At 37.1% G+C, this 24,953-nt stretch carries 24 protein-coding genes; 19 read left to right on the top strand and 5 right to left on the bottom strand.

The window, feature by feature from the left end:
* Positions 1-63 precede the first annotated feature (63 nt).
* Together CORI_RS03040 and CORI_RS03035 are read left to right on the top strand one after the other, a co-directional pair.
* Entirely contained in the window at positions 64-1,650 is a 1,587-nt protein-coding gene (locus CORI_RS03040) for an ABC-F family ATP-binding cassette domain-containing protein (protein ID WP_173030764.1), read from the top strand.
* A gap of 4 nt (positions 1,651-1,654) precedes the next feature.
* The gene (locus CORI_RS03035; protein ID WP_173030763.1) at positions 1,655-2,104 is read left to right on the top strand and encodes a low molecular weight protein-tyrosine-phosphatase; all 450 of its coding nucleotides are present in this window, start codon (positions 1,655-1,657) and stop codon (positions 2,102-2,104) included.
* Positions 2,105-2,175: 71 nt separating this feature from the next.
* On the opposite strand, the gene CORI_RS03030 is transcribed toward CORI_RS03035, so the two are convergent.
* Both CORI_RS03030 and msrB read right to left on the bottom strand, forming a co-directional pair.
* Positions 2,176-2,610, bottom strand: coding sequence for an OsmC family protein (locus CORI_RS03030; RefSeq protein ID WP_254064949.1), 435 nt, complete (start codon positions 2,608-2,610; stop codon positions 2,176-2,178).
* 187 nt (positions 2,611-2,797) lie between these two features.
* Complete coding sequence (msrB, locus tag CORI_RS03025; protein WP_254064973.1) at positions 2,798-3,808, bottom strand: peptide-methionine (R)-S-oxide reductase MsrB; 1,011 nt, start codon at positions 3,806-3,808, stop codon at positions 2,798-2,800.
* A 188-nt stretch (positions 3,809-3,996) separates the two neighbouring features.
* Between msrB and CORI_RS03020 the strand changes: the two genes are divergently transcribed.
* Positions 3,997-4,980 carry an OmpA family protein gene (locus CORI_RS03020; RefSeq protein ID WP_173030761.1) on the top strand — a complete coding sequence of 328 codons (984 nt, stop codon included), beginning with the start codon at positions 3,997-3,999 and terminating at the stop codon, positions 4,978-4,980.
* A 13-nt stretch (positions 4,981-4,993) separates the two neighbouring features.
* Here the strand turns inward: CORI_RS03020 and CORI_RS03015 are convergent, their stop codons facing one another.
* From CORI_RS03015 to tupA, 3 genes are all read right to left on the bottom strand, one after another.
* Positions 4,994-5,611 (bottom strand): YigZ family protein, encoded by a 618-nt coding sequence (locus tag CORI_RS03015; protein WP_173030760.1) that lies wholly within the window; start codon positions 5,609-5,611, stop codon positions 4,994-4,996.
* 392 nt (positions 5,612-6,003) lie between these two features.
* On the bottom strand, positions 6,004-6,195 hold the full coding sequence (locus CORI_RS03010) for a hypothetical protein (protein WP_173030759.1): 192 nt from the start codon (positions 6,193-6,195) through the stop codon (positions 6,004-6,006).
* Positions 6,196-6,403: 208 nt separating this feature from the next.
* Positions 6,404-7,222 (bottom strand): tungstate ABC transporter substrate-binding protein TupA, encoded by an 819-nt coding sequence (gene tupA, locus CORI_RS03005; protein WP_173030758.1) that lies wholly within the window; start codon positions 7,220-7,222, stop codon positions 6,404-6,406.
* Positions 7,223-7,304: 82 nt separating this feature from the next.
* Between tupA and tupB the strand changes: the two genes are divergently transcribed.
* The 16 genes from tupB to CORI_RS02925 all read left to right on the top strand — a co-directional run bounded on the left by tupB (position 7,305) and on the right by CORI_RS02925 (position 24,749).
* Complete coding sequence (gene tupB / locus CORI_RS03000; RefSeq protein ID WP_170020235.1) at positions 7,305-7,997, top strand: tungstate ABC transporter permease TupB; 693 nt, start codon at positions 7,305-7,307, stop codon at positions 7,995-7,997.
* A complete protein-coding gene (gene tupC, locus CORI_RS02995) occupies positions 7,994-8,959 on the top strand; it encodes a tungstate ABC transporter ATP-binding protein TupC (RefSeq protein ID WP_173030757.1) in 966 nt (321 codons plus the stop codon). The genes tupB and tupC overlap by 4 nt, the downstream gene beginning before the upstream one ends.
* A gap of 65 nt (positions 8,960-9,024) precedes the next feature.
* On the top strand, positions 9,025-10,605 hold the full coding sequence (locus CORI_RS02990) for a cyclic peptide export ABC transporter (protein ID WP_173030756.1): 1,581 nt from the start codon (positions 9,025-9,027) through the stop codon (positions 10,603-10,605).
* A 73-nt stretch (positions 10,606-10,678) separates the two neighbouring features.
* On the top strand, positions 10,679-11,470 hold the full coding sequence (locus CORI_RS02985) for a HugZ family heme oxygenase (protein WP_173030755.1): 792 nt from the start codon (positions 10,679-10,681) through the stop codon (positions 11,468-11,470).
* A gap of 224 nt (positions 11,471-11,694) precedes the next feature.
* The gene (locus CORI_RS02980; protein ID WP_173030754.1) at positions 11,695-13,731 is read left to right on the top strand and encodes a TonB-dependent receptor; all 2,037 of its coding nucleotides are present in this window, start codon (positions 11,695-11,697) and stop codon (positions 13,729-13,731) included.
* A 236-nt stretch (positions 13,732-13,967) separates the two neighbouring features.
* A complete protein-coding gene (locus tag CORI_RS02975; RefSeq protein ID WP_254064948.1) occupies positions 13,968-15,935 on the top strand; it encodes a TonB-dependent receptor in 1,968 nt (655 codons plus the stop codon).
* A 132-nt stretch (positions 15,936-16,067) separates the two neighbouring features.
* Complete coding sequence (locus tag CORI_RS02970) at positions 16,068-16,700, top strand: MotA/TolQ/ExbB proton channel family protein (protein WP_173030753.1); 633 nt, start codon at positions 16,068-16,070, stop codon at positions 16,698-16,700.
* Positions 16,681-17,097, top strand: a complete 417-nt coding sequence (locus tag CORI_RS02965) for a biopolymer transporter ExbD (RefSeq protein ID WP_173030752.1) — start codon at positions 16,681-16,683, stop codon at positions 17,095-17,097. Before CORI_RS02970 ends, CORI_RS02965 begins: the two co-directional genes overlap by 20 nt.
* Positions 17,098-17,191: 94 nt before the next feature.
* On the top strand, positions 17,192-18,175 hold the full coding sequence (locus CORI_RS02960; RefSeq protein ID WP_173030751.1) for an iron ABC transporter permease: 984 nt from the start codon (positions 17,192-17,194) through the stop codon (positions 18,173-18,175).
* Entirely contained in the window at positions 18,175-18,948 is a 774-nt protein-coding gene (locus CORI_RS02955; RefSeq protein ID WP_172201247.1) for an ABC transporter ATP-binding protein, read from the top strand. The genes CORI_RS02960 and CORI_RS02955 overlap by 1 nt, the downstream gene beginning before the upstream one ends.
* A gap of 1 nt (position 18,949) precedes the next feature.
* Positions 18,950-19,750, top strand: a complete 801-nt coding sequence (locus CORI_RS02950; protein WP_173030750.1) for an ABC transporter substrate-binding protein — start codon at positions 18,950-18,952, stop codon at positions 19,748-19,750.
* Positions 19,751-19,765: 15 nt separating this feature from the next.
* Positions 19,766-20,536, top strand: coding sequence for an energy transducer TonB (locus CORI_RS02945; RefSeq protein WP_173030749.1), 771 nt, complete (start codon positions 19,766-19,768; stop codon positions 20,534-20,536).
* Positions 20,537-20,538: 2 nt separating this feature from the next.
* Complete coding sequence (locus tag CORI_RS02940; RefSeq protein WP_173030748.1) at positions 20,539-21,756, top strand: radical SAM protein; 1,218 nt, start codon at positions 20,539-20,541, stop codon at positions 21,754-21,756.
* Positions 21,753-22,265: a flavodoxin family protein gene (locus CORI_RS02935; RefSeq protein ID WP_169940204.1), complete on the top strand. Its 513-nt coding sequence runs from the start codon at positions 21,753-21,755 to the stop codon at positions 22,263-22,265. Before CORI_RS02940 ends, CORI_RS02935 begins: the two co-directional genes overlap by 4 nt.
* Before the next feature lie 437 nt (positions 22,266-22,702).
* The gene (gene galU / locus CORI_RS02930; protein ID WP_173030747.1) at positions 22,703-23,539 is read left to right on the top strand and encodes a UTP--glucose-1-phosphate uridylyltransferase GalU; all 837 of its coding nucleotides are present in this window, start codon (positions 22,703-22,705) and stop codon (positions 23,537-23,539) included.
* Positions 23,526-24,749, top strand: coding sequence for a glucose-6-phosphate isomerase (locus CORI_RS02925; RefSeq protein ID WP_173031913.1), 1,224 nt, complete (start codon positions 23,526-23,528; stop codon positions 24,747-24,749). Before galU ends, CORI_RS02925 begins: the two co-directional genes overlap by 14 nt.
* Positions 24,750-24,953 lie beyond the last annotated feature (204 nt).

The following is a 24,953-nucleotide window of genomic DNA, read 5'->3' as shown; positions in this document are numbered from 1 at the left end:
TTTAAACAACTTTTTGGCAAGATAATTAGATTATTAAAAATAACGAAATTCAGAGGTAAATTTATGGTTGAGATTAAAAATTTAGTTATGAGATTTAATGCGCAACTTCTATTTGAAGATGTAAATTTAAAGCTAAATCGCCAAAATAGATACGGGCTCATCGGCGCAAATGGCGCGGGCAAATCAACGTTCTTAAAAATTTTATCAGGCGAGCTTGAAGCAAATTCAGGCGATATCGTCATAGAAAACGGACTTAGAGTAGGCACGCTCGGGCAAGATCAGTTCGCGTTTGAAAATTTCACCATTAAAGACGCCGTTTTATACGGCAACAAGCGCCTTTATGACGCGGTTAAAGAGAAAGAAAAGCTTTACATGAGCAAGGAATTTACCGACGAGATAAACGAGCGTTTGGGCGTTTTGGAGATGATAACGGCTGAAGAAGATCCAAGCTACGAGTATGAAACAAGGATAGAAAAAATCCTAAGCTCGCTTGGTTTTAGCGACTTTGATAAGCTTATGAGCGAAGTTGAAAATTCGGACAAATTTAAGGTACTTTTAGCTCAAGTGCTCTTTCCAAAGCCTGATATTTTATTTTTAGACGAGCCGACCAACAACCTTGATATCGAAAGTATCAAGTGGCTTGAAAACGAACTAAACCGCCATGAAGGTACGATGGTTGTAATCAGCCACGACCGCCACTTTATCAACGCTGTCTGCACACATATCTTGGATGTGGATTTTAAGAAAATTCGAGAATTTACAGGCAACTACGACGACTGGTATATCGCCTCAACTCTCGTTGCAAAGCAGCATGAGATGGAGCGCGATAAGAAACTTAAAGAAAAAGAGGAGCTTGAGAAATTTATCGCTAGATTTAGCGCAAACGCAAGTAAAGCGCGCCAAGCTACAAGCCGTCAAAAGCAGTTAAGCAAGCTTGATATCGAAGAGATAAAAGTCTCAAGCAGACGCGATCCGAGCATACTCTTTCGCACCAAGCGCGATATCGGAAACGAAATTTTAGAAGTTCGCAATATAAGCAAGAAATTTGACAAAACGCTTTTTGAAAATTTTAGCTTCAAGCTCGAAAAGAACGACAAAGTAGCCATCATCGGCGCAAACGGCGTAGGCAAAAGCACCCTAGCTAAAATCATCATAGGAGAGGTTAAGCCCGATAGCGGCGATATCCACATAGGCGCAACCATCGAGCCAAGCTACTTCGCGCAAGATACGACAAATAAAATTTCAGGCGAACTTAAGCTATACGAGTGGCTACAAGATGAGAAAAACAAAGACCTAGATGAGATCAGAAAGTGCCTTGGCAGAATGCTCTTTAGCGGTGCCGAGCAAGAAAAATCAGTAAGCTCGTTAAGCGGAGGCGAAAAGCACCGCCTAATGCTTAGTAAGATCATGCTTGACCGCGGAAATTTGCTGATCTTGGATGAACCAAACAACCACCTTGACCTTGAGGCTATCATCGCTCTTGGCGAGGCTCTTTATAAATTTAACGGCAACGTAATCTGCATAAGCCACGATAGGGAGCTCATTGATGCGTTTGCAAACCGCATTATCCACCTTAAAGGAGATGGCGAGATAGTGGATTTTAAAGGCACATTTGAAGAGTATATGCAGCAGCTTGAGGCTGGAGTTTAAGTACATGATAAAGGTTTTGTTCGTATGTCACGGAAACATCTGCAGAAGCACGATGGCGGAGTCTTTATTTACGCACATAGTTACGAAGCTCGGTTTAGCGAGCAAATTTGAAATAGCTTCGGCAGGCACAAGCAGCGAAGAGATAGGCAATCCCGTTCATCACGGCACACAATCTAAATTAAAAGAAAAAGGCGTAGCGGTAGTATCACACAGAGCCGTTCAGATGAAAAAGAGCGATATAGACTACTACGACCACATAATCGCAATGGACACGGCAAACATCAGAAATATCGAGCGTATCGCAGGGTATAAAAGCGAAAAAGTTGCAAAGCTGCTTTCGTTTGCAGGCTCTAGCGATGATGTCGCCGATCCTTGGTACACAGAGGATTTTGAAACCACATTTAAAGATATCAAAATGGGACTTGAGGGATTTTTATCTACTTTAAAATTTTAGGCTAAATTTTACCTAGCCAAAAAGAAATTTAAGCACAAAGGCTTTGGGGGTCTTACCCAAAGCGCTATTTTTTAATCAACTTTAACATTTACATTACGCAAAAGCGTATTTACCACAGGCGAGTATTTAATCGCCTTATCTATTAAAGCTTTGTTTGTAGCTTCGTCTTTGTTTGTGCTAAGATTTATTTTCAGCCTTACGTCGGTCATTCCAAGCGGTTTATCGCTAAGATCGCCCGTACCCCAAACGGCAGTGATGTTTAGATCGCCCTCAACCAAAACCTCAAGATTTGCTATCACTATATCTTGATCTACAGCATTTGCATGAATTCCTACGGCTACGCAGCTTCCAAGCGCGGCAAGAACGGCTTCGCTCGGATTTAGTGCGGTGTCCTCACCAAGAAGCGTAGGCGGCTCATCTACGATATAAGGCGGTAGATTGCGGATATAGTTTTCGTGGCGAAATTTACCCTTTGCTACCGTGCGACATTTTATGGTTTTTATCACATCAGGATTTTCTATACCAGCCTTTTTTAAGGCTTCAAGACCTGCTTTATCTATCGGGTCAAGTCTTGTTCAAGAGGTTGTGCAAACTTCCATTGTTTATCCTTTAAATTAAATTGTTTCGCAATTGTAATGCAAAAATTTTAAATCCACGATAAACAGATCTAAATGAGCTCAAATTTCACTCGCCCTATTTTGCAGCCTTAGCTTGCTCGTTAAGATACGGTATCAAGTAGCCATAGCCCTCTTTTTCCATATCCTCTTTTGGGATAAATTTAAGTGCAGCGCCGTTGATGCAGTATCTTAGACCACCCTTATCTCTTGGACCGTCGTCAAAAACATGCCCAAGGTGCGAATCAGAAAGACTGGTGCGCACTTCAACCCTTCGCATGCCGTAGCTATTATCAGCCACTTCGCCAAGCAAAGAGCCGTCTATCGGCTTGGTAAAGCTTGGCCAGCCCGAACCTGAATTGAATTTATCATAAGATGAAAATAGCGGCTGTCCGTTAGTTATATCTACAAATATCCCTTCCCTTTTTTCATCATTTAGTTCGCTCGTAAAAGGCCTTTCTGTAGCCGAGTTTTTAACTACGTCGTAAGACAGATCGCTAAGCTCGCTTTTAAGCTGTGCATCGTTTTTATTTTGATAACTTTTTAGCTTATCCATATCCATTTTCGCTTCTTTCTTTTTACTGCTTAGCACCGCGTCTTTTGGAGGTAAGCTCTCAAATGTCACGTGGCAGTATCCGTTTGGATTTTTAGTTAGGTAGTCTTGATGATACTCCTCTGCTTTGCTGATGTTTTGTAGCGCCATAACCTCGACAACTATAGGTTTGCTATACTCTTTTTGCTTTTCTTTTATAAAAGCTAAAATTTCAGCCTCATCCTTTGGATCGGTAAAGTAAATTCCCGTTCTGTACTGAGTTCCGCGATCATTTCCCTGCTTATTTAAGCTAGTCGGATCAATCGTATAGAAAAAATACTTAAGCAAATGCGGCAAATCGATAACATACTCATCATACTCGACATATACGGCTTCGGCTGCATTTGTGTTGCCGTAGCTTACTTGCTGATAGCTTGGATTTGGCACTTTTGAATTTGCATAAGCGACATACGTATCTTTGACTCCTGGGAGCTGCTTAAGATAAGCCTCCGTCCCCCAGAAGCACCCTCCCGCTAAAACTATAGTTTTATTTCCCATTTCGGCTCCTTTTGCCCATGTTGATACGGCTGCGACAATCAAAGCCGCAACGATTTTTTTAATCATTTTCTCTCCTCATTTCTAATTTTATTTTGAAATGATATATTAGATTTGTAAAGCTAGTGTTAAATTTGTCATAAATTTAAAACATTGTATAATTACCAAAAATTCAAACAACAGGAGCTTTAATGAATAAATTTCTAAATCTTACACTTATTTTTGCTATCGCACTAGTTTTGAGCGCTTGCACAAATAAATCAATGGTCCAAAATGAAACCATAGAAAATAAAAAACCGCTTACGATATTTGTATTGGATACATCAAGTGCCATAAATCAAACAGATGCTTATATGCAAAGTTTAAAAGATATCGTATTAAAAACAGATGGCAATAAAACAAATTTAAGTCTTGTAAATTTTAGCGGCTCTTGTAAAGCGGATGTACAAATTTATCCTACTGCCGATATGCAAAAATTTATAGCCTCAACAGAAAATATAAATTTTGGCGGCAAATCAGCGCTTTCAAAAGCCATCTCAAAAGCAAATTCGTTAGCCAAAAACTCACAAACACAAGTAAATCTTATCATTATCGGCTCTAGTCATGATACTTGCAACAGCAAAAACACAAGAGTACAAATCGATAAACTTGCAAGAGACAACTCAAATTTAGCAATAAACTCTTTTGTTATAGGCTACAAAGTAAATTTAAAGACTAGAAATGAGCTTAAAAATTTAACATTAGGCAACGGAGTATACATCGATGCAAGAGATATTGAAGATCTTTCTTCTTCTCTAAATTCTATCGTCTCAAGGCTTAACATATCAAAACATAGCTGGAACGATAAAGTATATAATTTCGATATAAATTTTGACAATGCAAAATATGAGATTAAAGATGAATTTAAAGATAAAATTAAGGAATTTGCAACTTACTTAATACAAACAGAAAAAAGTGCAGATATCCAAGGTCATACGGATAATACCGGAAATAAAAAACGCAATAAAATACTTTCCAAAAAACGAGCCGATGCCGTCAAACATGAACTGATTAAGCTGGGTGTAAACGAAAACAAATTAAGCTCAACAGGATACGGAAGCGATAGGCCGAAATTCAAAAACAACACAAAAGAAAATAGATACAAAAATAGACGCGTAGAAGCTCATATAAGATAATTAGAGTTTTGCATTATAATAAATTTCTAGCCGTTATCGGCAAGGCTAGAAATTTAAACTCCTCAATCTCAAAAACATTTGCAAATTCATAAAATTTACTCATCTCTTCTTCGTTAAATTTAGCCGTCCATATCGCACCGATACTGTTAAATTCACGCTCGAATTCGTTTAAATTTTGAGAGTTAAAAAAATGCTCAAAGCGAGACATCAAAGCAAAAGGAGTATAAAATTTACACTCGTCTTTAAACTCAAATTTTTTAAGTTCCGCTTCATTTATCGCTAAATTTACGGCCGAGCTATAAGCTCTTACAAGCCCGCCCGTGCCAAGCTTGATCCCGCCAAAATAGCGCACTATAAACACGCCTGCATTTATCAAATTCGCTCCCCTTAGAGCATTTAAGCTCGGAGCTCCGCTTGTGCCTTTTGGCTCGCCGTCATCGCTTTGATTTTCTACGATTTGACCATATTTATTTAGTTCGCGGTAAGCCCAGACTATATGCACCGCCTTTGGATGCTCAGTTTTAAGGCGCTCATGCACTGCTTTAAACTCGTTAAGCGGTACAAGATAGCTTAAAAATGTAGATTTTTTGATCTCGCTTTTGGCGGTGTAAATTTCAGATATTGTCTGCATAGCGGGTGAATTTCCTAAAAATTTTAGTTGATTTTAGCAAAAATTTTAATTAATAGTAGTAAGAGTAAGATAGTAAAGAATATAACTCTCCATATTTTAAAAAGTCAAGATAGCCATAGCTTTTACTGTCTTGTAGTACTTTAGTTTGATTTTATCATTTAACGTTATATTTGGCAGCAAAAATCATAGCCTGTGTATTTATCAGCCAAATACTCTTTTTTATCTCTTAAATTCTCATTATTATATTTAGGAATCTTAAATACAATATTGTAATCTTTTATAAGACTTGGAGTAACTGCCAACAAGTCGGCCTCATACGGTTATCTTAGGATATGATCTTGCTTTCTCTAGTTCTTTATAGTTTCTATCGCTTTTAATTTATTTTTTTGCCGTTATTTGCAAGTAATATATCTACAACTATGATTTATTTTTTCTTCTATTTTTTTTACTAGATGAAAGACAATCATTCCACATACACCAATCATGAGAATGCTTGCAAGATTAAGTTCATCATTAAAAAGATTTGCAGCAAAACCTCCTATCATGCCTGTTAGAATGGAAATAGTTGCTCGTTCAAATTCCATTTTATATCCTTTTAAAAAATATTTTATATAAGTTTATCATTTTTTGTAAAATTAAGACTGAAATTACTTTATCTTGATTTTAATTTGATAAAGATAAAACTATAAAAATCTATACAAAAACTAGTTTTGTAAATGTAAAAATTTAAAAAAAATTAAAGTTTTAAGAAATAAGCCTACCGCTAAATACAATAGGCCTAGAAGTTAGATATCAGTTTTTGCGAGTAGTCGCATCAGGAGTAAATAAAGGCTTATTCATAAGCTTAAAGTCGGCTATGAATTTTTGCCCTTTCTCGCCTGTTATCCACTCGATAAATTTATTTGCATTTTCTACGTCGGTTTTTGCGCAGTGTTTAGGATTTACGGCGATTACGGAGTAGAAATTTTTAAGATCGTCATCGCCTTCATTTACGATTACAAGCGACGGATCGTTTTTCATGTTCGCTTCGTATTTGATATATGTGCCGCGATCGGTAAATGTAACGCCTTTTTGCTCGGCAGCCGCATTTATAGTAGCTAGCATGCCTTGGCCTGTTTGAGCGTACCAAGCGTCTTTTTCAGGAACTTCGCCTGCAACTTTTTTCCAGATGCCTTTTTCTTTATTATCGGTGCCTGATTTATCGCCGCGTGAGAAAAATTTAATGCCCTCAGCCCTAATCATCTCAAAAGAGCCTTTTATGTCTTTACCCTGAAATTTAGGCGCGATTGATTTATCGGCGATTAAAACGAAGTCGTTATACATAACAGCCTTGCGCTCAACACCAAAGCCTTTTTCAACGAATTCTTTTTCAACCTTTGGCGAATGCACGAAAAGTATGTCGGCATCGCAGTTCTCGCCAAGCTTAAGTGCCGCTCCCGTACCTACGGCAGTCCATTTTAGATCCACTCCTGTTTCAGCCTTATAAACAGGATAGATAGCATCTAGCAAGCCAGTATTATCGGTACTTGTCGTAGTAGCCATCACAAGATCGCTATCAGCGGCAAAAACAGTGCAAGCCACAACAAGTGAGCTTAGGATTAACTTTTTCATTTTTCTCCCTTTAAAATTTTAATAAAGATGTGCTATCATAGCAGATTTTAAATAAATTTAAATCAAATTCGGGAAATTAATTTTGGATTACATCTTAGAAGGGATAATATCCGCCTTCGGCTTGCTTTTAAACGGCGATGCAGAGACTTATTCGGCGATTAAGGCGACACTTTACACATCAAGCATATCGATCATGCTTGCTATCATCTGCGGATTTCCTATCGGCTTTGTTTTGGGATTTTACAACTTCTTCGGAAAGAAATTTCTAAGACTTCTAAGCGATACGGCTCTAGCAGTGCCGACGGTCGCTATCGGACTTATACTTTATGCTTTTATCTCAAGACACGGTCCGTTTGGAGAATTTGGACTTTTATTTACGCTAAAAGCCGTCATGCTAGGGCAGTTTGTGCTAGCCATGCCTATTGTTGTTTCGCTAACGGCAAGCGTTATAGAAAATATGGAGCGCAAGCACTATCTTACGCTAATGAGCTATCGTTTGAGCAAATTTAAGCTCATTCTAGCCGTTCTTTACGAGCTTAGATACTCGCTTCTTGTGGTTTTTGCTACAGCTTACGGCAGGATCGTGGCTGAAGTGGGCGTTGCGATGATGATAGGCGGAAACATCAAGTGGTTTACCCGAACTATAACCACGGCGATATCGCTTGAAACAAACAAGGGCGAATTTTCTATGGGTATCGCGCTTGCTTTAGTGCTGATTTTTATCGCATTTGCCGTAAATTTAACCACTCACCAGCTAAAAAGACTTGACAAATGATAAAGCTTAAAGACGTGCTCGTAAGATACGAAAACAACATCGTGCTTGATATAAGAAAATTAGAGCTTCAAACAAGAGGTATAACCGCACTTATGGGCAACAACGGAAGCGGCAAAAGCACGCTTATAAGAGTTGTGTCCTTTCTTCAAAAGCCAAATTCGGGTTATGTCGAAATTTGGAAAGAGAGCAAGCCTAGTCTAAAAACCCTGCGTCAAATTTCAGTGCTTTTTCCCGAGCCTATGCTTCTTAAAAGAGGTGTGAGGCAAAATTTCGAGTTTGCGTTAAAAAGTAGAAATTTAGAGCGAGAATTTAACTCAAGAATTGGCGAAGCGCTCGAGCTTGTAGGGCTTGACGAGAGCTTTTTGGATAAGAAAAATTATGAGTTAAGCTCGGGTCAAACTCAGCGCATAGCGTTTGCTCTCGTGCTTGCTTTGCGCTCAAAGCTAAATTTACTTGACGAGCCGACAAATAGCGTAGATCTAGCCACTTCAAAGCTGTTTGGTAAAGCCGTAAAATATCAGCACGAGCAATATAAAAGCGGCTTTATAATCGCGAGCCACGATGAAAAATGGCTAAGCGCAATCGCGCAAGATAGCGTGTTTTTGCACAGAGGTAAGGTAAGCGAATTTGAGATAAAAAACATATTTGAAAATCAAAACGGCTTTTTAAATTTTGGCTCTGAAGTTAAATTTGCATTGCCGCAAGCTCTAAAAAACGCAAACAAAATCGCAATCAATCCAAACAAGATAATATTAAGCAAAGAGCCTTTTGTCGGTAGTTTTAGCGGACTTTTACACTCCGTTTCCATTATCTACGGCACATCTCTTTTGGTTAAGGTCAAAATCGGAGATTTTCTTATAAAAGCGGTCGTTAGTAGCCAAAATTTTATAGGAAATAAACTAACAACAGGCGAAAATGTATATTTTGGCTTTAGCGATGAGGCATTTTTGGATATAGAATAAATCAAAAATTTATAAATTTCTTGATATGATAATGATTTTTAAATTAATAAGGTTAAAAATCGAAAATGGACTCAAAAATTTCAAGAAATTTGGCTATGAAAATCCTTGCGATGATAGTTTTGGGTGCTATTTATAGCGGCTCAAGCATACTGATACTATTTTTTATCAACAAATACCTACTAACCTTAACTCAAAAAAACGCTCTTGTTTTGGCTAGCTTCTTTGGGCTTTTGGCTGCATTTTTGATCTCTTCGATACTTTCTCGCATAGCGCTGTCTGCTATCGGTCACAACTTCGTCTTTGATATGAGAATGCAGATAATAAAGCGAATTTTAGACACTCCCAATCAAAAAATAGCCGCCATAGGAAAGTCGAATTTATTAGCCTCGCTTTCAAGCGACATAATAAGCCTTACAAACGGATTTACAAGGATTCCGGACATCATACAAGGAAGCTTGATCATATCCTTTGCAAGCTTTTATATAGCCTACTTGTCGCATGAAATTTTTCTTTTTTTGCTTATTTGGATGAGCGTTACGATATTTATTAGCAACGCTTCTATGAAAAATATCTATAAATACTACGGACTTCACAGACAAAACGAAGATACGTTATACAAAGACTACCAAACCAGCATAGAAGGGCACAGGGAGCTAAGCCTAAATTTAAAAAGAGCAAAAAAGCTTTATAATGACAGATTCGTGCCAAACGCCAAGGATCTTCGCTCAAATATCATAAAAGCTGAAATTTACTCATCGTTTGCCAGCAACTGGATCAGCGCTATGATGCTAGGCGCCATAGGAGCGGTTATTTATATCTGTCTTGCGTATCAGGTTACGACTTTGCAAGATGCCATAACGATAGCTTTAACTATACTATTTTTAAGAGCGCCGCTTATGATGGTGGTTTCAAGCATTCCGAGTCTTTTTAAATCAAAAATAGCCTACGAAAAGCTAAAAAAGCTTGATCTAACTAAATACGAAGCAGAATTTAGCATGAGTGAAAATTTCCCGCAAAGCTGGGACAAGCTAAGTTTAAAAAATATAAATTTCAAATACGACATAAACGACGAATTTGGCTTGCACGATATAAATTTAGAAATAAACAAAGGCGAAGTAGTATTTCTGGTGGGTAAAAACGGAAGTGGCAAATCAACTCTTTTTATGATATTAGCAGGACTCTTAAAGCCAAATAGCGGAGAGATGTATGTGGATGATCTGCTTATCACAAAAGAGAATTTAAAAGCCTATGCAAATACGATAAGCGCCGTATTTAGCGACTTTTATCTATTTGACGAAGTCTTAAGCGATGATGATAAATTTATAGACGAGCTTCTTAAAAAGATGTTTTTGGATAAAAAAGTAAGCGTAAAAGATGATAAATTCAGCACCCTAAACCTCTCTCAAGGACAAAGAAAACGCCTTGCCATGGTTGCGGCACTACTTGAAAAACGCAAATTTATCATACTTGACGAGTGGGCCGCCGATCAGGATCCGCAGTTTAGAAAGATGTTTTACAAAGAAATTTTAAACGAACTAAAACAATATGGCTACACTGTTTTTGCTATCAGTCATGACGATGCTTATTTTGAATGTGCGGACAAAATTTACAGCATAGAAAACGGAAATTTAAGTCAAATAAAATAATTTTTGATTTTAATTATTAATTAAATTCTATTTTGTTACTATTGAGTAATTTTTTAAATTTTAAGGAGTGTTAATGAAAGAAAGAGCGATCGAGCATATGAACTCAGAACACATGGAAACCGTTATTGCGTTTTGCAAGAAATTCGGTTCTTTTAAAGACGTAAGCAACGTAAAACTAACTGATATGAACGAAGACGGGCTTATTATCACATGTGATCAAGGTGAAGTTTTTGCGCCGTTTTTACAAAAAGTGGTTAATGGAAATTACAAAGACGAGATAATGGCTCTTTATAGAAGCCTTGATGTAGGAAGCGGGCTTGAAAAGATCGAAAAAGGCGTTATAGAACTTATCGACTCTCTAAAAACGGTTATCGTTTCAAGCGTGCATAGCAACATGCAATGTGTCGGCTCATATACGCCGTTTGTAAGAATTAATGAAGATATATACATCTGCCTAAGTTCGGTTGCCGAGCACTACCACTCGATAAAGGCAAACCCTGATAAAATTTCTTTGCTTTTCATAGAAGATGAAAGCTCTGCAAAAACGATATTTGCAAGAAACCGCTTAAGCATAAAAGGTGAAGCTAAATTTGTAGAAGACGAAGCACTTAGAAACGAAATTTTTGATAAACTTGCCGAGAAAAACCCGAAAGAATCAGCTATAAAACAGCTTAGAAATATGGCAGATTTTTATATCATAAAAGTTGATCTAAAAGAAGGCAGATACGTAAAAGGATTTGGCGCAGCGTATAATTCAAACGGTCTTAAACTAAGCCAAGCTGCAGGAGAGAGCAATCCTCACCAAAAAAATCTGCACGGACATAACCCACACGGCGGACATAATCCACACCAAAGACAACACTAAAAATAACTTTCTATAAGATATAGTCGCTAAATTTAGCGACTATACTCTATTTTAGCCTAGTTTTTAAATTGAATAAAATTTATAAAATATTAATTATTCAAAAACTATACTTTTTTCATAATACAATATTGATTTTAATTATCGATTAAGTAATAAAGTTATAATATTATTGTTTACATTATGTTTGTAAATCAAAAATAACTAACTAATATTAAGGAGCTAAAATGGATTATGGTTTAGGAGCTAAAACAGCCAAAATAGCTATCATTACATCTTGTATCGCTACGGTTAGTCTATATGGAGCAAATGAAGAAAATACGAAGCTAAACAAGACTATCGTAACCTCAACAGGCTTTGAAACTCAACTCAAAGACGAGGTAAAAAATGCATACATCATCACAGCCGAAGAGATCAAGGATAGAGGGTATACAAGCGTATCCGAAGTGCTTGAAAGAGCGCCCGGAGTATATATATCAAACGCGGGAGTATTTGGTGCAGAAGAGATAGACATGAGAGGTCAAGGACCTTATGCAAAAACCAATGTCAAAACACTAATTAACGGAGTGAATCTAAATACTCTAAAAGCGGGACATGGAAGCATAGCTACGCCGTTAAATTTAATAGCGGTTGAGGATATAGAAAAGATCGAGATAATACCCGGAGGAGGAGCAGTTCTATACGGAGGAGGAACTGCAGGTGGCGTTATAAACATTATCACAAAGAAAAAACCTAGAGATTTTTACGCTAACGCCTCATCTAAAATCGCTTCATACAATTATAAAGATGCAGTTATCGGTATAGGCGGACTCGTAAACGAAGATCTGTTTTTAAAATTTAGTGCAAAAGGCTTTGATTCCAAAAGATATAAAAGAGGCGAAGAGACAAACGGATACTATCTAAACGGCGGTATCACTTACCAGATAAACGATAATCAAAGCATCTCGATAACTCCTAGCTTTTACTCTCAAAAATATGAAAATCAAAGCGGAGCTCTTACAAAACAGCAAGTAGAGCAGGATCGCCGCCAGTCAAGTAGGCCTGAGGCTCCGCAAACTTATAAAAAATTTGATATCACGCTTGATTACTCTTTAAAACTTAGCGATAACTACGAAATCAACTTTATGCCTTACTATTTGCACACCAAATTTGAGCAAAACGGAAAAAATATAATCAAATTTTCGGATAAAAAAATAGGTGCAAATTTAAAAAATAGACTTACTTACGACAGAGGCGAGTTTATTTTCGGATACAACTACGAAGATATATATGACAAGCTATCTCAAAAAGACGAATTAGGAAAAGAGATCCACTCGGTCTATTTTTTAGAAAAGCATAATTTTACAGATATGCTATCTTTAAATTTGGGCTCCAGATACGAAAGAGCCTCCTATGACGTAAAAAGACCCGAAAGCAAAGGTGCCATAAAAAGACCTATGTTTCATGCTAGCAAAAATACAAATTCTTACGCATTTGAGATAACTCCGAATTTTAAGTATTCAGATACGGGAAATACTTATGTGAAATTTGAAAAAGGCTTTGTATCGCCTTCTCCGCAAGAACTTGTGGACAATATCAAAATTCCCGGCGGATACGAGTATCAATTTAACAACTTAAAGCCAGAAACCTTCTATACATACGAAGTCGGATTAAAAGATATGATTTTTGATCAGTTCTTTAGTGCAGCACTGTTTTATACGGACACTACGGACATGATATTTGCCAAATGGACTCAACCGCACGGCAATCCTATGAATCCAAACATTAACTGGGAAAGAAAATATATAAATCTAGATAAGGCCAAAAGATACGGGCTTGAGCTTTATTCAGAGCAATCTTTAATAGAAAACAAGCTAAAGCTCACTCAGTCATACAGTCGTGTAACCGCCAAAGCTAAATTTAAAAGAGAAAACCCAAGAACAGGGCAAACAATAACCGTAAAGGAAGAACTTCCAAACATAGCCAAGCAAAAATTCATATTTGGAGTTGATTATGCGCCTATTAAGAATCTAAATTTATATGTAGACGTAAAATATCTTTCAAAAATTTTAAATAATAGCGGTGAAAAAATGAGTTCAAAAACGCTAGTAGATGTATCGGCAAGATATAATTTTACAAAGAATTTTTCATTAGTAGGCGGTATTAAAAATCTATTTGATAAAAAACACTACATATACTATGACACTACCGCAGAAAGAGGAAGAGGCATTTACTACCCTGCTCCGGAGCGAAATTACTACGTAGAGTTTAAATATAACTACTAACAAATTTAGGCGAGTAAAACGGCTCGCCTAAACTCTCTTTATAAAATAATTAAAATATTGATTTTAATTATCGATTAATAAATTTGATGATACAATTTTTTTCCGTAAATTTCATAAAAAACAATTTAAGACAACAAAACCGCAACTATAAAGTGTGTGTTTAACATATCTTGCGCGGTATTAAATATAAAAATAAAAGTAGATAAAAACAGTTCAAAATAGACAAGGAGAGAAAGGTGTTTAAAAAAATCACAACCATTAGTATTGTCGCGGTAGCCGCTCTTTACGGCTCTGATGCAAATACAAGACTTGATAAGACCGTTATCACGGCTACTGGCTTTGAGAGTCCTTTAAAGGATGAGGTAAGAAACGTATCGATAATAACCTCCCAAGAGATAGAAAACAGAGGCTATAAAAACTTAAAAGAGATTTTAGAAAAAGCTCCCGGAGTTAGTTTTAACGGCAAAACTGTAGATCTTAGAGGCCAAGGAAGCAAAGCAAACACATCTGTTAAGGTGCTTTTAAACGGTGTTGCGATGAATATGATAGATACTACCCCTACGACTATACCTATAGATCTCGTTCCAATAGAAGATATCGAACAAATCGAAATCATACCGGGCGGTGGAGCCGTGCTATACGGAAGCGGAACCAGCGGAGGAGTTATCAATATCATAACAAAACAAAAAGCCGTAAAACCATACGCAAACATATCTACCAAAATAGCCTCATACTCATACAAAGATCTAAATTTAGGCGTTGGCGGGAACGTAACGCAAGATTTATTTTTAAAAGCTACTGCCAAGGCGTTTGATGAAAAGGGCTATAGATATGACGAGAAAAACAAAGGTCACTACGCCTCTTTTGGATTAAATTACAAAATTTCAGATAACCAAAGCATAGTTTTTAACCCAAGCTATTTTAAGGCCAAAACTTACGGAGTGCCGACTTTATCCGCAGAAGAGATGGCTATAAACAGGCGACAAGCAGGCGGGGAACCGACCCTAACCACAAGCAAAAGACTAAATTTTGATGCAGACTATGCGATTAGATTTAATGATAAATTCGATATGCACATTATGCCTTATTATCAAGACGTGAAAATTATTCAAGACGATTTTCATATGAAAGATAAAAAAACCGGAGCAAACGTAAAAACAAGATATAACTACGGTAGCGGCGAACTTATAACAGGTTATGATTACTTAAATAACGAAGGCTACAGGATGATAAACGTCAATGTTAAAATGCCTATGTTTTCGAGAAATCAACTTACCGTATTTGATATGCAAAAGCAAACCCACTCTTTATATCTGCTTGAGAAACATAACTTCACCGACATCTTTTCTCTAAGTGCAGGAGCGAGGTTTGAAAGAGCAGATTATGATGTAATAAGAGATGTTAGTGTAGCTATGAGTAGGGGCGGAAGAACTATAAATACAAAAGACTACTTAAAAGTAGGAGACGATAAAAACAACTACGCCTATGAGATAACACCGAATTTTAAATATTCAGATAGCGGAAGTATTTATTTTAAATTTGAGCGCGGATATATATCTCCAGGACCAAATCAGCTTATAGATAAGCTTGGACCAAACGGACCTTATGTCTTAAACAATCTTAAATCAGAAACATATCATGGGTATGAGCTTGGACTTAAAGATCTTGTATTTGGAAATTTCTTTAGCGCGACTCTTTTTTTAACGGATACCAAAGATGAAATTTTAACAGTTTCTCTTGGAAGAAATGTTAGCGACGGATGGAATTTTAAAAATATAGACAAAACTAGAAGATATGGAACCGAAATTTATTCAGAGCAGGAATTTGGAAAATTTAAGCTAAAAGAGAGCTTTTCGTATGTAAATGCAAAGATCAAAACAGGCAAAAATTCAGGACGTAAAGTTCCTTTAGTAGAAAGTAGTAAATTTGTAATAGGGGCCGAGTATGAGCCTATTAAAAACTTAAATTTTTCAACCGACTTTAAATATCTATCAAGCTCTCTTGATGCAAACTATGACAAGATAGACAGTAGAAAAATTGTTGACGTGGGTTTAAGCTATAAATTTACAAAAGGAATTTTAGTGTCTGCGGGTATAAAAAATTTATTTAATGAAAAATATAATTATACTCAAAGCAAACAAAACAACTCTTACGACCCTGCTCCGGAGCGAAATTATTACGTAGAGTTTAAATACAACTACTAACGAATTTAAGCGAGCTTGCCTTGCTCGCTTAAATTTTACTATATATCTATAACATATTGATTTTAATTATCGCTTAATAAATTTGATGATACAATTTTTTCGTAAATTTCATAAAACAAAGAATGGGGAACTATGCTTGAGTATTTACAAACCGGCGGCATATTTATGTGGCCTATATTTTTTCTATGCGTTTTAGCTGTTGCCGTATTGCTTGAGAAGGCTTTTTACTTCACTTTTATAGAGATAGACTCGACAAGCACATTTAAGATGAAACTTAGCAATCTCATACTAGAAGGCGATACAAAAAAGATAAGGGAATTTTGCAAAAATTACAAAAATTCGCTTGCAAAAACAACTATATTAGTTCTTGATAATATCGAGAATTTAAACTCCACAAGCAAAACTCAAGTCGAATATGTCATAGAAGAAGCCGTGACCGTAGAGCTTTCAAATTTAGAAAAAAGAAGCTGGATATTAGGACTTTGTGCAAGCGCAAGCCCTCAGCTTGGACTTCTAGGAACGGTTGTGGGAATGATAAAGGCATTTGAAGGACTTAGCTCAAGCGTAAATGCTCCACTCGTAGCCATAGGCATATCAGAAGCGCTTTATACGACTGCGGCGGGACTTATAGTGGGAATTCCTTCGCTAGTGTTTCATCTAATGATAAATAAAAAGATTGATTTTATACTAAATGATCTAAACAGGCTCATAAGCTTATTTGGTAGATGTTGTGAAAGGAAATGCTGTGAAGTTTGTCCGTCGTAATAGACACAAAAGCGCCAGCATTTCGATGCTAAATTTGATTGACGTCATATTTGTCTTGCTTTTGTTTTTTATGGTAACGACTACTTTTAACAAATTTGCTCATATAGACATAGCTCTGCCTCAAACAAACTCAAATTTAGAAGAAAATAAAGACGATATAGTTCAGTTATTTTACTTGCTTGACGAGAGCTTGATACTTAAGATAAACGATGTCGAAAAAACGCTAAATCACGAAAATTTAAAAGAGGAGATCTCAAATTTAAGCCCTTCTCAAAAGAAAAACATAACTTTAAATGCGGACGAGGCTATAAACTACGGCAAAGTAGTTGATGTGATATCAAATTTAAAAGACGCAAACGTCCAAAACGTAGAGCTTAATATCAAAAAGAAAAACTGATCAAAAAGGATAAACAAAGTGCTTAATAAAATTATCGTATCAAATACACCTGTATATAAATACAATACCCAAACTAACCACTTAGAGTTCAAATATGCTTACTAAAACCAAGATGAGTATCGTTCTTGCGATACTCACCCTTATTCTTTGCATCATATCACTAAGCATAGGTGGAGCCGATATCAGCCAAAGTGATATCATAAATTTCTTTCTTGGCAAAGAGATAGATGAGATCAAGCAGACTATATTAGTAGAACTTAGGCTTCCTCGCTTGATTATGGCGCTTTTAATAGGCATGCTTCTTGCAAGCTCGGGCGTAGTCGTTCAAAGCGTATTTTTAAACCCGCTTGCAGATCCATACATCATAGGAATAGCGGCTAGTGCTACATTTGGTGCTGTTATAGCCTATCTTTTTAAGCTACCTGACATATACTATGGAATTTTTGCCTTCATTAGCTCGGCGATACTTTCTATCATCATTTTTAAACTATCCAAAAAAGGCAAATCAATAGCCACTCTTTTAATCATAGGCATAGCCTTCGCCTCTTTTTTAGGCGCTTTTACATCTTTTGCAGTCTATCTAATAGGAGAAGATAGCTTTAGGATAGTAGCTTGGACAATGGGGCATCTAAGCGGCGCTACCTGGGAGAGAATTACATATATCATAATACCGCTAGCGTTTTCAATGTCATATTTTTATCTAAAAAGATTTGAGCTAAACGTCATTTTAAGCGGAGACGAAGAGGCTCAAAGTCTTGGGGTTGATATAGAAAAGACCAAAAAAATTTTACTCATCGTCTCATCTTTAGCTGTTGGCTTCTCAGTCGCTTTTACAGGAATGATAGGCTTTGTAGGGCTTATCATTCCTCATATATTAAGAATGCTGCTAAAAACTTCAAGCAACGCAGTCTTAATCCCGGCTTCAGCGTTTACGGGCGCGTTTTTTCTTTTAGCATGCGACACGATAGGCAAAAGCGTGCTAAATCCTATCGAAATTCCCATAGGAGTTGTAACTGCGTTTTTCGGCGCACCGTTTTTTCTATTTTTAGCGATTAAATCAAAGCAAGGTATAGTCTGATGAGTGTGGTTGTTGAGAATTTAAATTTTACTTACGGCACCAAAGAGATACTAAAAGACATAAGCCTAAGTGCTAAAAACGGTGAATTTATAGGAATTTTAGGTCCAAACGGATGCGGCAAATCAACTCTTTTAAAAAACATCTTAAGAGTACTTGCACCCAAAAGCGGCATAGTGCAAATCAGCAACAAAGCCCTTAAAGACTACTCGCTTAAAGAGCTTGCCAAGACTCTTGGATTCGTTCCTCAAAAGTCCGTTCTTTCAATGCCTCTTTTAGTTGAAGATATCTTGCTTATGGGGCGTTTTTGTCATCTTAAAAGCCAATTTTCAGGATACGGCAAAGAGGATAAAAAGAAAGTTGAAGAGGTAATGGAGCTGCTTGATATATCGCACTTTGCAAAACGTATCGCACACTCTTTAAGCGGCGGAGAATTTCAAAGAGTTTTGCTGGCGCGTGCACTTGTAAGCGAGCCGAAAATTTTACTTTTAGACGAGCCTACTTCGGCACTTGATCTAAACTACGCAATTGAGATTATGAAAATTTGCACCAAGCTTACTAAAGAGCTAAATTTACTATCTATAATGGTTTTGCACGATCTGAATTTAGCCTCTATGTTTTGCGATGAAATTTTGATGCTAAAAGATGGAAAAGTAAGATATAAAGGCGCTCCAAAAGAGCTTTATACGAAAGAAATTTTAAAAGAAATTTACGGTCTTAACTGTGATGTAATCGAATATAAAAATAACCCGTTTGTGGTTGCATTAAAGGATTAATATGAAAAAAATATTTGTAGTTTTAGCTATATTGGCAAGCTTCATAAACGCCAAAAAGTTGGTCGTACTCGACCCTGCCGTTGTTGAGATCATTTATATGCTTGAAGCAGAAGATCAGATAGCCGCTATCTCAAATTTATCTATGTCAAAAATTTGGCCCGAAGAAAAGACTTCCAAACTAAAAACGGTAGGCACTTACACAAAGCCGAATTTAGAAAAGATAGTCGAGCTAAAGCCTGATCTTGTTATCGTTAGTTTTCACTCGGTAGATATACAAGACAGCCTTAAAAAGCTAAATTTACAAACCATTACTCTAAAAGCGGATAGCGTTAATGACATCTATCACAATATCGAGGAGATGGGTAAAATAACAGGCAAAGAGGCAAAAGCAAAAGAGGTAATCGAAGGCATAAAAGCTAAATTTAAAAGCTTTGAAGATCCGAATTTAAAAGACAAAAAAGTAGTTTCGCTATTTTCTTCAACTCCAATGATGGCATTTACGTCAAAAACTCTAGCAGGAGATATGCTCAAACAGCTTGGTTTTGTAAATGTAGCTGACGGCTTAGAAGGTGCAACTCCTGTAATTTCGCCTGAATTTATACTATCTTCAAATCCTGATTTTATAGTCATCATAGGCGGAATGGGCGGGGATAGCGACTTCTTAAAAACAAATCCCGTGCTTGCTAAAACAAATGCGGCTAAAAACAATAAAGTCATAACCGTTCCTTCTTCGCTCTTGCTTCGCGGAACGCCTCGCATAGGAGAAGGCATAGAAAAGCTTTATGATATGCTTACAAAATAAAAAAGAAGAGTAATTATGCGCTACTTTATAATCTCTTTGGCGATTAATATCGCTATTTTGTTTATCCCGCTAAAATCGGATGAAATTCTTTCGAAAAAAACCGAGGAAAATAAAGAGATAAAAGTAGTGCTAAATTTACAAAAAGAGCAACCCAAACAGGCTGAAATTTTGCCCGAGCAACCACAGCCGCAACCTGAAATTATCGAGCCTGAAATTTTACCGGAACCCATTATAGAGCCTGAACCTATTGTGGAGCCTGAAATTTTGCCCGAGCCCGTTATAGAGCCTGAGATCACGCCTAAACCAAATCCCGAAATCAAAAAGGCTGAAAAACCAAAAGATATAAAAAAGCCAAAGCCTAAAAAGCAGATCAAAAAACCTGAAAAAAAGATAGCAGAAGAGATAAAAGAGATTACTGACACACCTATGATACAAGAGCCTGCACCACCCGTAGAGCAGCCACAGCCCTTGTATGTGCCTCAAGCCAAAGAATCAAATATAGACAAAGAGAGCTACTGCAAAGAAAATATCGGCTTTAAGGTCTTAAAAGAGCCAAGAGCGGATTATCCTAAAAAGGCGATTATGCTTAGACTTAAGGATACTTTTTATGTTGAAGTTGATTTTAAGGTTACAAGCGGCAATATCCAGATAGTTTCCGTAAGAGGAAAAAATAAAATTTTTAACGACGAGGCGGCAAAAATCACAAAAGAAATGCAGATATCGGTACTAAAAGATATCAATCACTGCATCATAACCAAACCTTACGAATTCAAAATAAAGGATTAAAAATGTTTAAAGAGCGCGTAAAAGGACATCACACGGGAGGCGGAGGCAGACCGATACCCGCAAGCGAGGAGGAGCTTTTTGCATTTTTACAAGGATCTCCCAAGCAAAAAGAAGGCGTGATATACTTTCATATCCCGTTTTGCGATAATATCTGTTCGTTTTGCTCGATGAATCGCAGCAAACTTGACGGCGAACTTGATACTTATACGGAATTTTTGCTAAGCGAAATCGAAAAATACGGAAAATTCCCATATCTAAAAGAAAAAAGCATAGAGTCGGTTTATTTTGGCGGAGGCACTCCTACGACATTAAAAGAGCGCCATTTAGAGCCTATCATAAACGCTATACATAAAAATTTTAAAATTTCTTCTACCTGCGAATTCAGCCTTGAGAGCACCCTGCACAACTTAAATCTAAAAAAGCTCAAGCTGCTTGATAGCCTTGGAGTAAATCGCTTTAGTATAGGCATTCAAACCTTTAGCGACAAGGGAAGAAAGCTTCTAAATAGAGTTTACGGAAAAGATGACGCTATAAAAAGGCTTAGTGAAATTCGCCAAAATTTCGATAAATTCGTCTGTATAGACATCATTTATAACTACCCGAATCAAACCGTAGATGAAGTGCTTGAAGACGCACGCCTCATAAAAGAGCTTAAGATAGATAGCTCAAGCTTTTATTCACTGATGTTTCATGAAGGTTCCGTGCTGTCTAAGGAAATTTCGTCTGACTACTATGACTTGCAAACCGATAAAAAGCTTCATCACGCTTTTGCAAATTCACTTCTTGAAAGCGGAGATTACGAAGTTTTAGAACACACTAAGATAAACCGAAAAAACAGAGACGAGTATAAATACATCCGTCTTTCGCACAAAGGCACGGATATATTGCCTATCGGTTTTGGAGCGGGCGGAAAGATCGGCGAATTTAGCATGTTTGCGATGAATAAAGAGCGCAAAATGATATCCAAAACAACCGAAAATCAAAGAAAATTCGGTAAATTTATGAGTATGTTTCAGTATCCAAGCGTAAAATTTAACGACATAAGCGGTTATATCAGCGACGAAACTCTTGGCGAGCTTAAAGAGCTATTTAAAAAATGCGAAGAGCACGGATATATGAGCGTAGATGAAAAAGGTATAAAATTAAGCATAGACGGCGTATTTTGGGGAAATACAATCTCAAAAGAGATATCAACAATAGCAAGAAAGGATTTTGAATGAAAAAAATTGTAGTTTATAGTTCGCTAACCGGAAATACACGAAAAGTAGGCGAAGCGATAGCTCAAGAGATCGGCTGTGAAGCGGTTAGCTTCGAAGATGAGAGAGTTAAGGACTTAAGCGAATTTGACTTCGTGGGAGTTGGATTTTACGTCGATAAGGGCGGTCCCGATGCGCATTTTAAACGCTACATAAAAGAAAAAATCAAAAATAAAAATGTCGGGCTTTTTATAACTCTTGGAGCCGAACCTGAAGGTGAGCACGGCATCAAAATGCTTGAAGTAGGCAGAGAAATTTTAGAGCAAAACGGCAATAAAATCATGCGAGAATTCATCTGTCAAGGTGCAATCGATCCAAAACTGATAGAACAGATGCGAGAAATGGCTGCCAAAGCGGGAGATAAAGCGCTTCATCCTATCACTCCGGAACGTGAAGCAAGATGGGCGGCTGCAGCAAGCCATCCTGATGAAAAAGATATCGCTAATGCAAAGGCGGCTTTTAGAGGGGTTTAAGCACCCCCCTCCTCCTTTTTGATGTGTAATTTATCTCTTATTGCTAGCGCCTCCTAAATTTGAGCAAGTAAAAGGCTCTATATAAATAGCTCAAGCTAGCTCATTTTTTATTATCTTACGCGGCTAAATCGCCATTAAAATCAAAAAACAAAATATACAAATTTTACTGCTTAATTTATGCAAGTAAATAAAAAATCCAAATAAAGCCAAATTTGGCAATCTGCAAGTAAATATCTTTAGCTTGCCGCGAGCAAAATCAACTCTCTGCCCTACTCTCTGTTTTTTAAAATTTAAAGCCTTATACCATCAATGCAAAAGATGAAAGATAAATTTAGCTTAAAGCAAGAATTTAGCACGAAATTTTGACAATTAAATTTAATACTCTTAATTTAGCATTTAGTAAGGCTTGGTTAAAATACCCTAAAAAAGGAAATTTTATGATACAAACATGCCTTTTCCCCGCTGCGGGCTACGGTACTAGATTTTTGCCTGCGACAAAATCCCTTCCAAAAGAGATGCTACCGATACTTACCAAGCCGCTTATTCACTACGGCGTTGATGAAGCTTTGGAAGCCGGCATGAAAAATATGGCTTTTATAACGGGGCGCGGCAAACGAGCGCTTGAAGATTATTTTGATATAAGCTACGAGCTTGAGCATCAAATTTCAGGCACAAATAAAGAGTATCTACTAACCGAAATTCGCGATCTCATGGCAAAATGCACATTTTCATTTACGCGCCAAGAGAGCATGCGAGGGCTTGGCAACGCCATACACACAGGCAAAACCCTCGTAAGAGACGAACCTTTTGGCGTTATACTAGCGGATGATCTTTGTATCAACGAACAAGGCGTTGGCGTACTTACGCAGATGGTAAGAATTTATGAAAAATATCGCTGCTCCATCGTAGCCGTCATGGAAGTGCCAAAAGAGCAAGTCAGCAGTTACGGCATAATAAACGGAAGATATATAGAAGACGACTTAATAATGGTTGATGATATGATCGAAAAACCAAGCGTAGAAGAGGCTCCTACAAATTTAGCCATCATCGGAAGATACATACTGACACCTGATATTTTTGCTATCTTAGAGCAGACAAAACCGGGCAAAAATGGCGAAGTGCAGATAACTGACGCTCTTATGCAGCAAGCAAAAGACGGCATGGTACTAGCTTATAAATTTAAAGGCAGACGCTTTGACTGCGGAAGCGTGGCGGGATTTGTCGAGGCTACGAATTTCTTCTATGAAAAGTTGCAAAAAGATGGTAAAAAATAACCTCTACTTTAAAAAAACACCGCTAGAAACGATAACTTCATACGCCAAGCGCATGAATGACGAACTGGAAAGTGGGGATATAGGATACTATCACCTACCCGAGCTTGGAAACGACATGATAGCTTTAATAAAAGATATCGAAAGCAAATTTGCCAACATAACAAATGTCGTACTAGTAGGCATAGGCGGTAGCTCTCTTGGGGTAAAAGCACTCAGGCAGATGCTAAAAGCCGAAAAAAAAGATGGCTCAAGAGAGCTTTATTTCCTTGATAATGTAGACGGATTTAGCTTTGAAAAACTTATGAAGAGGATAGAATTTAAAAAAAGTCTGTTTATCATATCGTCAAAATCAGGCACCACCATAGAAACTATCACGCTTTTTAAGTGTATTTTGCAGCGCTTTAAGCCTGAAAATTTAAGCCAAAATTTTCTTATCATCACAGACCCAAGCTCTCCTCTTGAAATTTATGCTAAAGAAAATCAAATAACTTATTTTAATATCCCAAAAAACGTAGGCGGGCGCTTTAGCGTGCTAAGCGCGATAGGACTAGTGCCTCTAAGTCTATGTGGATATAATATAAAAGCCCTGCTTGAAGGTGCAAGAGAGTGCAAAAAACAATTTTTAAGCGATAAAGATGATACTTTAATGCATAAGGCATATCACTACGCAACGCATAAAAGTGCTAAAATAAACGTGATATTTAGCTATTCGGATAGATTGCTCGCATTTAACGACTGGTATGTGCAACTTTGGGCGGAAAGCTTAGGCAAGAAAAAAGGATTTAAGAGATACGGACTAACACCGGTGGGGCTTATAGGATCGCGAGATCAACACTCGTTTTTGCAACTCATAATGGACGGAGTTAAAGATAAGACGGTAACTTTTATCAAAGTTGAGGATCAAAATAGCATGGCGATAACGCCGAATTTGAGCCTAAAACACCTTGAAGAGTGTGACTTCGCAAACAACATCAGCTTAAATTCCCTCATAAACGCACAATGCGATGCTACAACTCACGCACTCATACAAGAGGGTATAAGTGTAGACGTGATCACAGTAAGCAAGCTTGATGAATGGCACGCAGGATATCTGATATACCACTACGAGCTTCTAACTTCTGCTACCGGAATAATGCTTGGAATAAACACTTACGATCAACCAGGCGTGGAAGTGGGAAAAAGAATTTTAAAAACCATGCTTGGAAGATGAATTTGCATATGCAGCCTTGTTTTGATTAATAAATTTTAGAGATTTTGCAAAGTTTTTAAGCTTGTCAATCTTTTAGATAAATTTAGCTAGGTTTTTATTTTACTTAAAGCTAAAAAAGATATTTGAAAAATCAAACACTGACTGGATACTTAACTTTGGCTTTGCCTGTATTTATTTTAAATAAACAGCATAAAACACTTAGTC

The organism is Campylobacter sp. CCUG 57310, assembly GCF_013201975.1.
Taxonomy (GTDB): domain Bacteria; phylum Campylobacterota; class Campylobacteria; order Campylobacterales; family Campylobacteraceae; genus Campylobacter_A; species Campylobacter_A canis.
Note: the sequence above shows the minus strand (reverse complement) of the source record. Positions and strands in the feature narration are given on the sequence as shown.